The 13522-nt window shown below is 64.5% G+C and carries 13 protein-coding genes; 9 read left to right on the plus strand and 4 right to left on the minus strand.

The genetic code is table 11. The annotated features are described in order from the left end of the window. Nucleotides 1-238 precede the first annotated feature (238 nt). The 5 genes from queA to secF all read left to right on the plus strand — a co-directional run bounded on the left by queA (nucleotide 239) and on the right by secF (nucleotide 6107). Nucleotides 239-1288: a tRNA preQ1(34) S-adenosylmethionine ribosyltransferase-isomerase QueA gene (gene queA / locus ACO1XS_RS02460; RefSeq protein WP_331568004.1), complete on the plus strand. Its 1050-nt coding sequence runs from the start codon at nucleotides 239-241 to the stop codon at nucleotides 1286-1288. Between the two features lie 54 nt (nucleotides 1289-1342). Further along, nucleotides 1343-2524 (plus strand): tRNA guanosine(34) transglycosylase Tgt, encoded by a 1182-nt coding sequence (gene tgt, locus ACO1XS_RS02465; protein WP_331567991.1) that lies wholly within the window; start codon nucleotides 1343-1345, stop codon nucleotides 2522-2524. 123 nt (nucleotides 2525-2647) lie between these two features. Continuing rightward, nucleotides 2648-2974, plus strand: a complete 327-nt coding sequence (gene yajC, locus ACO1XS_RS02470; RefSeq protein ID WP_331567992.1) for a preprotein translocase subunit YajC — start codon at nucleotides 2648-2650, stop codon at nucleotides 2972-2974. A 112-nt stretch (nucleotides 2975-3086) separates the two neighbouring features. Then, on the plus strand, nucleotides 3087-5126 hold the full coding sequence (gene secD, locus ACO1XS_RS02475; RefSeq protein ID WP_331567993.1) for a protein translocase subunit SecD: 2040 nt from the start codon (nucleotides 3087-3089) through the stop codon (nucleotides 5124-5126). A 30-nt stretch (nucleotides 5127-5156) separates the two neighbouring features. Beyond that, a complete protein-coding gene (gene secF / locus ACO1XS_RS02480) occupies nucleotides 5157-6107 on the plus strand; it encodes a protein translocase subunit SecF (RefSeq protein WP_331567994.1) in 951 nt (316 codons plus the stop codon). Nucleotides 6108-6202: 95 nt separating this feature from the next. Here the strand turns inward: secF and ACO1XS_RS02485 are convergent, their stop codons facing one another. The 4 genes from ACO1XS_RS02485 to ACO1XS_RS02500 all read right to left on the minus strand — a co-directional run bounded on the left by ACO1XS_RS02485 (nucleotide 6203) and on the right by ACO1XS_RS02500 (nucleotide 9461). Beyond that, a complete protein-coding gene (locus tag ACO1XS_RS02485; protein WP_486389951.1) occupies nucleotides 6203-7480 on the minus strand; it encodes an MFS transporter in 1278 nt (425 codons plus the stop codon). Nucleotides 7481-7650: 170 nt separating this feature from the next. Beyond that, nucleotides 7651-8229, minus strand: a complete 579-nt coding sequence (locus tag ACO1XS_RS02490) for a YceI family protein (RefSeq protein ID WP_486389952.1) — start codon at nucleotides 8227-8229, stop codon at nucleotides 7651-7653. A gap of 76 nt (nucleotides 8230-8305) precedes the next feature. After that, nucleotides 8306-8875: a YceI family protein gene (locus ACO1XS_RS02495; RefSeq protein WP_486389953.1), complete on the minus strand. Its 570-nt coding sequence runs from the start codon at nucleotides 8873-8875 to the stop codon at nucleotides 8306-8308. Between the two features lie 19 nt (nucleotides 8876-8894). Beyond that, nucleotides 8895-9461: a cytochrome b gene (locus ACO1XS_RS02500; protein ID WP_481580172.1), complete on the minus strand. Its 567-nt coding sequence runs from the start codon at nucleotides 9459-9461 to the stop codon at nucleotides 8895-8897. A 335-nt stretch (nucleotides 9462-9796) separates the two neighbouring features. Here ACO1XS_RS02500 and ACO1XS_RS02505 point away from each other — a divergent pair, with 335 nt between their 5' ends. From ACO1XS_RS02505 to ACO1XS_RS02520, 4 genes are read left to right on the plus strand one after another with little or no spacing between them, the layout of a single operon-like run. Further along, nucleotides 9797-10465 carry a paraquat-inducible protein A gene (locus ACO1XS_RS02505; RefSeq protein WP_486389954.1) on the plus strand — a complete coding sequence of 223 codons (669 nt, stop codon included), beginning with the start codon at nucleotides 9797-9799 and terminating at the stop codon, nucleotides 10463-10465. A 7-nt stretch (nucleotides 10466-10472) separates the two neighbouring features. Continuing rightward, a complete protein-coding gene (locus tag ACO1XS_RS02510) occupies nucleotides 10473-11156 on the plus strand; it encodes a paraquat-inducible protein A (protein ID WP_486389955.1) in 684 nt (227 codons plus the stop codon). Next, nucleotides 11153-12805 (plus strand): PqiB family protein, encoded by a 1653-nt coding sequence (locus ACO1XS_RS02515; RefSeq protein WP_486389956.1) that lies wholly within the window; start codon nucleotides 11153-11155, stop codon nucleotides 12803-12805. Before ACO1XS_RS02510 ends, ACO1XS_RS02515 begins: the two co-directional genes overlap by 4 nt. Beyond that, nucleotides 12802-13506, plus strand: coding sequence for a PqiC family protein (locus tag ACO1XS_RS02520; protein ID WP_486389957.1), 705 nt, complete (start codon nucleotides 12802-12804; stop codon nucleotides 13504-13506). The genes ACO1XS_RS02515 and ACO1XS_RS02520 overlap by 4 nt, the downstream gene beginning before the upstream one ends. Nucleotides 13507-13522: the final 16 nt, after the last annotated feature.

A 13522-nucleotide genomic window follows, 5' to 3' on the forward strand; every position in this document is an offset into this window, starting at 1 on the left:
CTTGGCCACCTTGGCCACCTTGGCCGCCTTCGGGGCCTTGCGCGGGCTCTCCACGACGGGTTCGGCCGCGGGAACGTCGTCCGACGGATCGGGCAGGTGCGGGCGTGGCAAGGGCATCGGTCCTCTTCGCAAGTACAATATCGGCTTTATCGCATGTAAAACCGCGTTCGCGATGTTTCGCGATCATAGCGGCTCGCACGTCTGTCGGGCCGCGCCGCTTCAGGCCGACCAACGCAGCATGTTCACGCTTTCCGATTTCGATTTCAATCTGCCGCCCGAACTCATCGCACAGCAGGCGCTGCCTGAACGCAGCGCGAGCCGTCTGCTCGAGGTGGATACCGCGGCCACCCCGGCGCGCCTCGTCGATCGCCGCTTCCTCGAGTTGCCCGAGTGCCTCTCGGCGGGCGATCTGCTCGTCTTCAACGATACGAAAGTGCTCAAGGCGCGGTTTTTCGGGCAAAAGGCCAGCGGGGGAAGAATCGAGGTGCTGATCGAGCGCGTAACGGGCGAGCGCTCGGCCCTCGCGCAGATCCGCGCAAGCAAAAGCCCCGCGCCGGGCACGATCCTGCGGCTAGCCGATGCGTTCGACGTCACGGTCGGCGAGCGTGTCGAACCGTTTTACACGCTGCATTTTCCCGAGAGCTGTCTCGATCTGATCGAGCGCCACGGCCGCCTGCCGCTGCCGCCTTACATCGAGCACGATCCGGACGCGACCGACGAGACCCGCTACCAGACCGTCTTTGCGCAACGTCCGGGTGCCGTCGCCGCGCCGACGGCCGGACTACATTTCGACGACGACGTGCTCGCCCGGCTCGACGCGCGCGGCGTCAGGCGCGCGACGCTGACGCTGCACGTGGGCGCCGGCACGTTCCAGCCCGTGCGCGTGGAGAACATCGCCGAGCACAAGATGCACAGCGAGTGGTACCAATTGCCGGACACGCTCGTCGACGCGATCGCCGAGACGCGCGCGCGCGGCGGCCGTATCGTGGCCGTAGGCACGACGTCGATGCGTGCGCTCGAAGCGGCCGCGCGCGACGCCGAAGCGGCGGGCCGGCCGCTCGCGGCAACCTCGGCCGAAACCGATATTTTCATCACGCCCGGGTACCGTTTTCGCATCGTGGATCGGCTCGTGACCAATTTCCATTTGCCGAAGTCGACGCTGCTGATGCTCGTATCCGCGTTCGCCGGCGTCGAGACGATCCGCACGGCCTACCGGCACGCGATCGCATCCCGCTACCGGTTCTTCAGCTATGGCGATGCGATGCTGCTCACACGCCGCGATGACTGATGCACCGGCGCGCCGCTCGAAAACGGCGCGCGCAGCCTTTTTCCGGAGTCATGCATGACCGAAGGTCTCACCCACGAACATCCGCCCGGCGAGGCGCCACCCGGCGGGCTCGCGTTCGAACTGCTCGCCACCGACGGGCAGGCCCGGCGGGGGCGCCTGACCCTGAATCACGGCGTGGTCGAGACGCCGATCTTCATGCCCGTGGGCACCTACGGGACCGTCAAGGCGATCGCCCCGCGCGAACTCGAGGAAATCGAAGCGCGAATCGTGCTCGGCAATACGTTTCACCTTTGGCTGCGTCCGGGCCTCGAGACGATTGCGGCGCACGGCGGCCTGCACGCCTTCATGGGCTGGCGGCGCCCGATCCTGACCGATTCGGGCGGCTTCCAGGTCTTTTCGCTCGGCGAGCTGCGCAAGATCACGGAAGACGGCGTCACGTTCGCCTCACCGATCAACGGCGACAAGCTCTTTCTGTCGCCCGAAGTGTCGATGCAGATTCAGAAGGTCTTGAATTCGGACATCGTCATGCAGTTCGACGAGTGCACGCCTTACGCCACGGACGGCGTACCGACGTCGCACGCCGACGCCGCGGCGTCGATGCGCATGTCGCTGCGCTGGGCAAAACGTTCGATCGATGAATTCGCGCGCCTCGGCAACCCGAATGCGCTATTCGGCATCGTGCAAGGCGGCATGTACGAGGATTTGCGCGACGAATCGCTCGCGGGGCTGGCCGAGATCGATTTTCACGGCTTTGCGGTGGGCGGACTGTCCGTCGGCGAGCCCAAGGAAGAGATGATGCGCGTGCTCGAGCACGTCGGCCCGCGTCTGCCCGCCGACAAACCGCATTATCTGATGGGCGTCGGCACGCCCGAGGACCTCGTGGCGGGCGTAGCGTCGGGGATCGACATGTTCGATTGCGTCATGCCCACGCGCAACGCGCGCAACGGCTGGCTCTTCACGCGCTTCGGCGACATCAAGATTCGCAACGCGACGCACAAGAATTCGCTTCGCCCGCTCGACGAATCGTGCGCGTGTTATACCTGCCGGAACTTCACGCGCGGCTATTTGCATCATCTACACCGGGTAGGGGAAATTCTGGGCGCCCAGCTCAATACGATCCACAATCTGCATTACTACCTGGAACTGATGCGCGAAATGCGCGAAGCCATCGAAACTAGAACTTTCGACGCTTTTCGGATGCGATTCGCCGAGGAGCGCGCAAGGGGCGTCGACTAGCGGCGCGGGCTGCCGGTCCCAATCCCGCGCTGCTCCGCCGTCGCCTCGAGCGGCGGTGGTAAAATACGCGGCCTTTTTTTCGATCTCTCAGATCGTTCCGATCGTACTTACGGAGAATTAAACGTGTCCTTGATTTCCAACGCATTCGCGCAAGGCGGAACCGGCGGCGCCGAGTCCAGCCTGATGAGCTTTTTGCCGCTCATCCTCATGTTCGCGGTGCTCTATTTCATCATGATCCGCCCGCAGATGAAGCGCCAGAAAGAGCACCGCAGCATGCTCTCGGCGATGGCCAAGGGCGACGAAGTCGTGACCACGGGCGGTGTCGTCGGCAAAGTGACGAAGGTGAGCGACGCCTATGTCGGCGTCGAAATCGCCGAGGGCACCGAAATCGTCGTCCAGAAGGCCGCCGTCACCACGATTCTCCCGAAAGGCACGATCAAGTCGCTCTGACGCGCCGCAGCACAGGCGAAACGCGCGGCTCATCGGGCGCCGCGCGCTCGTCGCCGAGCCTCGACGCCGCTTCCTACCGCGCCTTTACGCCCATTTCCGTTCGGCCCATCCCATGAATCGTTACCCCCTTTGGAAATATGTCGTGATGGCCGTGGCGCTTGCCATCGGCCTTCTGTACACATTGCCCAACTTCTACGGCGAAGCGCCCGCGGTGCAGGTGCTGAGCGGCAAGGCAACCGTCAAACTCGATTCGTCCACGCTCTCGCAAGTCGAAGCCGCGCTCGCCGCGAACGGAATCAAGCCCGACGACGTCACGTTCGATAACGGCGCGACCAATGCGAATATCCGCGTGCGCGTCAAGGACACGGACACGCAGTTGCATGTGAAAGACGCGCTGCAAAAAGCATTGAACCCCGATCAGTCCGATCCGCAATTCATCGTCGCGCTCAATCTGCAAAGCGCCTCGCCGCGCTGGCTGACCGCGCTGCACGCGTTGCCGATGTATCTCGGCCTCGATTTGCGCGGCGGCGTGCACTTCCTCATGCAGATCGACATGGCCGGCGCGCTGAGCAAGCGCCTCGATGCCGATGCCTCGGATGCGCGCACCAATTTGCGCGAGTCGAATATCCGCGACGGCGGCGTGAATCGCGTCGGTCAATCGGTCGTCATCCGCTTCGCCGAGGCAAGCGTGGCCGACACGGCGCGCACGCAGCTCACGCGCTCGATCCCCGAGCTGCAATGGAACTCGCGGCCGGCCGCGGACGGCGGCACCGAGCTCGTCGGCACGTTCTCGCCGGCTCAGCAGCGCAGCGTCGAGGAAGCGGCCGTCAAGCAGAACATCACGACCCTGCATAACCGCGTGAACGAACTCGGCGTGGCGGAACCGGTGATCCAGCAGCAAGGCGCGGACCGCATCGTCGTCGAGCTGCCCGGCGTGCAGGACACCGCCAAGGCGAAGGAGATCATCGGCCGCACGGCAACGCTCGAAGCGCGCCTCGCCGATCCCGTCAACACGCATCCGCAACCGGGCGAAGCGGTCCCGGCCGGCGACGAGCTGTTCACCGAAGGCAATCAGGTTCCGGTGCTGCTGCGCAAGCAGGTCATTTTCACGGGCGACAGCATCATCGACGCCTCGGCCGGCTTCGACGAACATCAGCGCCCCTCGGTCAGTATCCGCCTGAACTCGACGGCGGGCCGCGCGGTAGCAAGCGTCTCGCGCGACAACATCGGCAAGCCGATGGCGATGGTGCTGTTCGAAAAAGGCAAGGGCCAGGTGCTGACGGTCGCGACGATCCAATCCGAGCTCGGCGACCGGTTCCAGATCACGGGCCAGCCGACGCCGCAGGCCGCGGCCGACCTCGCGCTGCTGCTGCGCGCCGGCTCGCTCGCCGCGCCGATGGACATCATCGAAGAACGCACGATCGGCCCGAGCCTCGGCGCCGACAACATCAAGAAGGGCTTCGATTCGGTCGTCTACGGCTTCGCGGCGATCACGGTCTTCATGGTCGCGTACTACCTGCTCTTCGGCGTCGTTTCCGTCATCGGCCTGTCGGTGAACCTGCTGCTGCTCGTTGCCGTCCTCTCGATGCTGCAAGCCACGCTGACGCTGCCGGGTATCGCGGCTATCGCGCTTGCGCTGGGCATGGCGATCGACTCGAACGTGCTCATCAACGAGCGCGTGCGCGAAGAGCTGCGCAACGGCGCGCCGCCGCAGCTCGCGATTCAGAACGGCTATGCGCATGCGTGGGCCACCATCATCGATTCGAACGTGACGACGCTCATCGCCGGCCTCGCGCTGCTCGCGTTCGGCTCCGGCCCCGTGCGCGGCTTCGCCGTCGTGCACTGCATCGGCATTCTGACGTCGATGTTCTCGGCCGTGTTCTTCTCGCGCGGTCTCGTCAATTTCTGGTACGGCGGCAAGAAGAAGCTGAAGTCGCTCGCGATCGGCCAGGTCTGGCGTCCCGCGGGCGCCGGCGCGCCCTACACCGGCGCCGATGCCGAGACCGACACCGCGCAGGCGAGCGCTGCCCTCGCCTCGCCGGAGGCACGCACGCCGGCCAAGGGCAAGGGGGCACGCGAAAGCAAGCCTGTACTGCGCAACCGCGCGCGCGAAGGCGCCAGCGCGCCGCGCAAACCGGGCTCGCCCCGCTAACGGGCCGACCTAGGCTCCGGAGAGAAGAACATGGAATTTTTCCGCATCCATAAAGACATTCCGTTCATGCAGCGCGCGTTGATCTTCAACGCGATTTCGTTCCTCACGTTCTTCGCCGCGGTGTTCTTTTTGCTACACCGTGGACTGCATTTGTCGGTGGAGTTCACGGGCGGCACCGTGATCGAAGTGCAGTATCCGCAGGCGGTGCAGCTCGAGCCCGTGCGCGAGACGCTCGGCACGCTCGGCTACGCCGACGCGCAGGTGCAGACGTTCGGGACTTCGCGCGACGTCATGATCCGCTTGCCGCTGAAGGCCGGGCTGACGTCGTCGCAGCAAAGCACGCTGGTCATGGCTGCTCTCAAGCAGCACGACGCGGCCGCTCAATTGCAACGCGTCGAGTTCGTCGGGCCACAGGTCGGCAAGGAGCTCGCCACGAACGGCCTGCTTGCGCTCGCCTGCGTCGTGGCGGGCATCATGATCTACCTGTCGTTCCGCTTCGAATGGAAGTACGCGGTGGCCGGTATCGTCGCGAACCTGCACGACGTCGTCATCATTCTCGGCTTCTTCGCCTTCTTCCAATGGGAGTTCTCGTTATCCGTGCTGGCCGCGGTGCTCGCGGTGCTCGGCTATTCGGTCAACGAGTCCGTCGTGATCTTCGACCGGATTCGCGAGACGTTCCGTCGCGAACGGAAGATGAGCGTCATGGGGGTCATCAATCACGCCATCACGAGCACGATGTCGCGCACGATCATCACGCACGGTTGCACGCAGATGATGGTGCTGTCGATGTTCCTGTTCGGGGGGCCGACGCTGCATTATTTCGCGCTGGCGCTCACGATCGGCATTCTGTTCGGCATCTACTCGTCGGTATTCGTCGCGGCCGCGCTGGCGATGTGGCTCGGCGTGAAGCGCGAAGACCTGCTCAAGGAAACGCGTCCGCGCCACGATCCGAATGATCCGAACGCCGGGGCGGAAGTCTGACACTCGGCAGCATCGTTAACATCGAGAACGCGCGGCTCATCTGAGCCGCGCGTTTTTTCTGGTACACGGTCCCTGATGGCAGGGTCGCCTTCCATTCACCGCAAGCCAAGCACCCGCCGCGCCGCAATTAGCGCCGCAAAGCTCACCGCCGCCGCGAACATGAGATAAAAGCTCGGCGCGACCTTGTCGCCCGTTGCCCGGATCAACCACGCAATGATGAACGGGCCGAAGCCACCGAAGATCGTGACCGCGATGTTATAGGCGAGCGACATGCCGGTCGTGCGGGTCGCCACGGGAAAGAGCTCGGACAGCAGCCCTGGCAGCGCCGCAAAATACCCGGTCATCAGGAGTCCCAAGCCGATTTGCACGGCGATCAGCACGCCTGTCGTGGGTCGCTCCACGAGCCACGCGAAGGCCGGATACGCTAGCAAAAGCATGAGCGCCGCCGAAGCAGACATGATGCCCGTGCGCCCATACCGGTCGGACAGATGCCCGACGAGCGGTGAGCAAACCATCTGGATCGCGCCGGTCAACACGATTGCGGCGAACGAGATCGACGAAGGGAGCTTCAACTGCTTCACTGCGTAAGTCGGCATGAACAGCACAAGGTACGTCGAGACCGTGCCAAGCACCACGATACCAATCGCCACCGCCAGCCGCGTCTTGTGCGCGGCGAACGTATCGGCCAGCGGCGTGCGCGTCGTCTCGGCCGCGAGGAACTCCGGCGTTTCGTCGACATTCGAGCGGATGTAATAGGCAATCGGCCCCAGCAGCAGACCGAAGATGAACGGCACGCGCCATCCCCAGGTCGACAGTTGCTCGTGCGTGAGCGCGCCCGTCAGCACGGCACCAAAAACAGCGGCCAGCACCGTGGTAAGACCTTGGCTCGCCACCTGCCAACTCGCAAAGAATCCGCGCCGCTCGGGCCGGTGTTCGGCCAGAAACGCCGTGGCGCTGCCGAATTCCCCGCCGGCGGAAAAACCCTGCATGAGCCGCGCGAGCACCAGAATGAGCGGCGCCGCCACGCCTATGCGCTCGTAGGTGGGCAGCACGGCAATGATTGCGGTGCCGACCATCATGAGCAGGATCGACAGCGTGAGAGCGGCTTTGCGCCCCGCGCGGTCCGCGTAGGCGCCGATGACGACGGCGCCAAGCGGGCGCATGAAAAACGAGACGCCGAAAGTTCCGAGCGTGAGCAGCAGCGAGACGGTTTCGTTGCCCGCGGGAAAGAAAAGCTGGGCGATCAGAACGGCAAAGAATCCGTAGACGACAAGATCGAACCACTCGAGTGCGTTGCCGATGGATGTTGCAACGACTGCCCGCCACACGCCATTGCGCGCCGTGGCCGGTCGTGCCGTCAAAGTCTCGCCCATGCTTGCCTCCTGGGTTGTTTTAGGGGAGCAGTGCCGCGGCAAGTATCTATCGCAAATTTGCGGCGCGCAACGGAGGAGCGGCAGGTGTCTATGCGAAAAAAAGCCGCCCCGGCTCGATGCGCGAAGCGGCTCGTTCCCTGAGCGCCGGGTCTGAAACCCGTGCTGAGCGGTTATTGCTGCTTGATACCCTCGGCCTGGATGCGCAGCGCCGTTTCCATCTTGAAGCCGTACTTCTTGCCCATATCGATGCCGAACTCGTCACGGTCGAACATCGTGGTGGCCTCGACACCGCATACCTCGCGCTTGAGCATCGGATGCGGCATGCACTTGAACGAATCGATCTTCAGATTCACGGGCTTCGTGACGCCGTGCAGCGTCAGCGTGCCGATGACTTCGACGGGCTTGTCGCCGTCGAACTTGATCTCGGTGCCCTTGTACGTCGCGGTCGGATATTTCGCGACATCGAAGAACTCATTGCCGACGAGGTGCTCGTCGAGCTTCTTGTTGCCGGTATCGATCGAAGCCGCATCGATCGTGACGTCGACCGTGCCCGTCTTCGCCTGGCGATCGAGCGTCACCGTGCCGGAGCTCTTCGTGAACTTGCCACGCCAGACCGAGAGGCCGCCGAAATGATCGGCCGCGAAACTCGGATAGGTGTGATTCGGGTCCAACTGGTACGTATCGGCAGCGAATGCGGTGCCCGAAATCGAGGCGGCCAGTGCCGCGGCGATGAGCAGATTGCTTTTCATTGGTTCTCCTGATGCGTGCCGCCATCCGGGCGGCGAAAAGGGTTGATTGCGTACGGCGAAACCCAGCTCGGGAAGTTCAGCCCTTCTTGGCAGCGGCGACGATATGGAACTTGATGGTCACGTCGTCGGCCACGACCGACGTATCCTTCCACTCGCCCGTCCCCACGTCGAACGCGGAACGCTTGATCGGCAACGCGCCATCGAAGACCTGCGTCGCGCCTTGCTGTGTCACGGTCACGGGCACGACAACGTTCTGGCTCTTGCCCTTGATCGTCAGTTTGCCCGTCACGTTGTACTTGTTGCCGCCTGCCGGCGCGATGGCACTCGAGACGAAGGTCGCGCTCGGGTAAGTCTTCGCATCGAACCAGTCCTTGCCGGCTACCTGCTGGTTGTACTCTTTGTCGCCGAGATCGTAGCTCGCCACATCGATGGTGAATTGGGCGCTGCCCGTCGCAGGCTTGGCCGGATCGAAGCTGATTTGCGCCGTGAACTTCGTGAACTTGCCGTCCACGGGCACGTTCATCTGCTTGGAGGTCGCGACGATCGAGCTCTTCGCGGTATCGACCTGTGCCTGGGCCAGACCGGCGGCGGCCATCGACGCCGCGGCGAACGCCGCCAGCATGTAGCGGTAAAACGATGCTTTCATTGTCATTTCCGTTCAGAGATCACTTGAGAAACGGAATCATCCGGGCGAGCAGCTTGTCCCGGTCGATCCATTGATGCTTGAGCGCGGCCGCGACGTGCGCCAGCACGAGAATGCCGAGTCCGTAATCGAGCGTAATATGCGCGGTCTTGAGGATCGCTTTCCACTCCGGGTTCGGATCGATGATGCGGGGCAACGGAATGAGCCCGAGATAGACGACGGGCACGTTCGCGGCCGAGCTATAGAGGTACCCCGTAACGGGGACCGCAATCATCAGCAGGTACAGCAGCCCGTGCACGGCGTTCGCAGCCGCGCGCTGCCAGGCGCTCATGCCGGACGGCAGCGGCGGCGCCTCGTGCGTCAGACGCCACAGGACGCGCACGAGCGCCAACGCGAACACGGTCACCCCAATCCACTTGTGCCACGAAAAATAGCGCAGCTTCTCGGGGGTGAAACCGGGAATGCGGGTCATGATCCAGCCGATCGTGAATCCGCTCACGATCAAAAGCGCGATCACCCAGTGAAAGGCGATTGCAATACGCGTATATCCGTCTGATCGCGCAAAGGAAGGCTGACGTTTGGTCTGCATGGCAAGGCATCGAGTGACATGAAAGCGGGCCCGCTACCCGGACACTGATGAAACGAATATGTCCCGCTTGCTATTCCAACGGGCGCCATCGTACCGCAACCTGAAAATACGTGCGGGATCGCAAACGGGCTTCTCGCCGGCGGCCGCTGCCCGCTGCAAAGTGCCCACGCGCCGCGCCGATCGACCCAATCGTTCGATGGGCGAGCCCGTCCGCGGGACGCGCGGCGCCCCCTCGAATGTCCATTTGGTAAGATGGGCGCGGACTTGCGGCACATCCGCACATCGCGCGGACGCACCGCGGCCCGCGATGAAACCAGGACGAAAGCCCGCCGCCCATGAATCGCTCGGATCTGATTGCATGCCACGAATGCGACGCACTGTTGCGAAAACCGCATCATGCGCAGCAGATGAACACGCGTTGCCCGCGCTGCGCGGCGTTGCTTTTTCGCTCGAGCGCAACCCGCCTCGACCTGATCGCCGCGCTCGCGGTCGCCGCCCTGATCACATTCCTGATCGCGCAAGGCTTTCCGATCGTCGAACTCGATCTGAATGGCACGACTTCCCAGACCACGCTGATCGGTGCGATCGGCGTGCTATGGAACGATGGTATGGAACTCGTCGCCGTGGCCGTCTTCTGTTCGACGTTTCTATTTCCGCTCGTGGAACTCGTCGCGCTGCTCTATGTGCTGATGCCGGTTCGCTCGGGCGTCGTGCCGCCCGCCTTCGATCTGGTTTTGCGGACCATCCAGTTCGTTCGGCCGTGGGGGATGGTCGAGGTCCTGATGCTCGGCATCCTCGTCACGATCGTCAAGATGACGAGCCTCGCCCGCGTAGTGCCCGAGGCCGCGCTCTTCGCGTTCGGCGGGCTGACGCTGATGCTGGCCGTCGTCGTCATGTTCGATCCGCGCGCGCTCTGGGATATCGCGGACGCCCTGCGCCCGTCCTCGGCGCCCCGTACACGCACGCAAGGCGGCATCCCGCGTGCGTCGGCGCACCGCCGATAGACGCCCGATGAGCTATCTCACCGCGGCCCGCGCTGGATTCATCGCCTGCCACGCATGCGGCAACGTCGAAGTGCGCGCCGCGCCGCGCCGCGCGCGACAGCATTGCTCGCGCTGCGGCGCCGCGCTTCATCAGCGTCAGGCGAACAGTATTTCGCGCACCTGGGCGCTCCTGATCGCGGCGGCGTTGCTCTACATTCCCGCTAACCTGTTGCCCGTGCTCCATACGAGTTCGTTGTTCGGCGACCAGGACGACACGATCATGAGCGGCGTCGTCTATTTCTGGGTCTCCGGAGACTGGCCGCTTGCCATCATCGTCTTCGTTGCAAGCATTCTCGTACCGATGCTCAAGCTCACCGTGCTCGCGCTGCTCGCGATCACCGTCCAGCGGCGCACGCCGTGGCGCCCGCTCGAACGCACGCGGCTTTATCGGCTCGTCGAGCGCATCGGCCGCTGGTCGATGCTCGATGTCTTCGTCATCACGCTGACCGTCGCGCTCGTACGGTTCAAGTCTTTCGCCGTCATCACGGCCGGTTGGGGCGCGCTTGCGTTCGCCTCCGTGGTCGTGCTGACGATGCTCGCTTCGATGCAGTTCGATCCGCGCCTCATCTGGGACGCTGTGCACGACGAAAGCGGAGCCGATACCGCCGACAGTGCGCTACGCCGCCCGCCCGACTCAGGACCCTCATCATGACCAGTTCGCAAGGACAGCCCCCCAACGCCAACGGCGGTTCGCCCGGCGGCCCGGAGCTGCCGCCCGATTTGCCCGAGCCCCTGGCAGCGAAACGCAGCTGGCTGCCCTCGCTCGTCTGGCTCGTCCCACTCGTTGCCGCGCTGATCGGTATCGGCCTCGTCGTCAAATCGGTGATCGAACGCGGGCCGACCATTACGATCAGTTTCTCGAGCGCCGAGGGCCTCGAGCCGGGCAAGACGAAGGTGAAGTACAAGGATGTCGATATCGGCGCGGTCAAAACGATACGCTTGTCGAAGGACCATCACCGCGTGCTCGTGGAAGTCGAGCTGACCAAGGAGGCCGAGGACTTCGCCGTCGAAGACACGAAATTCTGGATCGTGCGCCCGCGCATCGGTGCGAGCGGGGTAACGGGGCTCGGCACGCTGCTGTCCGGCTCGTACATCGGGGTGGACGCCGGCCGCTCGCGCAACGCGCAATCCGATTTCGTCGGGCTCGAAAAGCCGCCGGCCGTGACCGGCGACCTGCGGGGGCGCCGCTATACGCTGCAAGGCGGCTCGCTCGGCTCGCTCGATATCGGCTCGCCCGTCTATTACCGGCGCGTGCAAGTGGGACAAGTGGTCGGCTTCTCGCTCGACAAGGACGGCACCGGCGTGACGGTCGAGGTATTCGTCAATTCGCCCTACGATCAATATGTCGGCACCAATTCGCGCTGGTGGCATGCGAGCGGCGTCGATCTACGGCTCGATTCGAGCGGCCTGAAGCTCAATACGCAGTCGCTCGCCACCGTCATCGTCGGCGGCGTCGCGTTTCAGTCGCCGCCCGGGCAAGCCGTGGGCCAGGCCGCACCCGACGATGCGGTCTTCCGGCTCGCCAGCGACGAAAGCAGCGCAATGCGCGAGCCGGACGGTCCGCCGCTGTCGGTGGTCATGAACTTCAACCAATCGGTGCGCGGACTGTCCCCGGGCGCGACCGTCGATTTCCGCGGAATCGAGCTCGGGGAGGTGACGCGAATCGGCGTCGAGTACGATCCGAAGGCACGCAATTTCACGATGCCCGTCACGATGAACCTCTACCCCGACCGGCTCGGTCAGCAGTTCCGCGACGCCATTGCACGCGGCGGACCGACCGCGGGAATGGAACTGCTGGGCACGCTCGTCGCACATGGGCTGCGCGGCCAGCTGCGTACGGGCAATCTGCTCACGAACCAGCTCTACGTTGCGCTCGATATTTTCCCGAACGCACCGCGGGCGTCGTTGGACATGCGGCATGCGCCGCTCGTATTGCCGACGGTGCCGAACACGCTCGAAGAGCTGCAGTTGCAGGTGGCCGACATCGCGAAAAAGATCGACAAGATCCCGTTCGACGAGATCAGCCAGAATCTGAACGGCACGCTGAAGAACGCCAACAACCTCTTCAAGCAGCTCGATACCGAACTCGCCCCGCAGGCGCGCGACACGCTGGCCGCGGCGCGGCAAACGTTCGGCGCGGCGCAGGCCACGCTGCAGCAGGATTCGCCGCTGCAATCGGATATGCATCAGGCGCTGAACCAACTCACGCAGACGCTGCAATCGCTGAACGCGCTCGCCGATTATCTCGAGCGGCATCCCGAATCGCTATTGCGCGGCAAAGCCAAGGATGGCCATCCATGACCTCCATTCGCACTTCTTGCCGGGCCGGACTCGTTCGTGCCGCGGTCTGGGCCAGCGCCGCGGCGCTCGTTGGCTGCGCCTCGCCCACCAGCCGGTTCTATACGTTGAGCGGCGCGAACGCCGGCAGCGACGGAGTGGTGCCGGCAGCGGCCGCGCAACGTCCGACGACGGCTCCCGCGTTGTTGTTCGAGGTGCCCCCCGTCGACACGCCGGCCCAGGTTTCGCGCAATCAGCTCGTCGTGCAGGCCGGCGATGCGCGCGTCGACGTGCTCGAGCAGGAACGCTGGGCCTCGGCGCCCGCTGATGAAATTCGCAGGGCGCTGTCGGGCGATCTGGCCACGCGCCTGGGCTCCTTCGATGTGTATGGCGCGCCCTATCCGGCAGGCGTGCCGGTTTATCGCATCACGGTCAACGTGCGCCGCTTCGAATCGTGGCCCGGTTCGCGCGCGGTGCTCGATGCGGTCTGGAGCGTGCGCGCCGTACGCACACAGGCCGTGCTGACCTGCCGAACCGTGGCGAGCGAGCCCGTCGAAGCCGGCTACCCCGCGCTCGTCGATGGACACCGCCGCGCCGTCGCACAGATGGCCGACGACATCGCGGCCGCCGTGCGCGCGTTGGCGGCGCGGCCGGCCGCTGCAGCGGGCGCGGCTGCAAGCGGCTGCGCGTCGGGAAGCCAGAGCGCTGTGAGCAGTTCGAACTGACCTGACGGCGCAGCAA

The organism is Trinickia sp. (assembly GCF_057351765.1).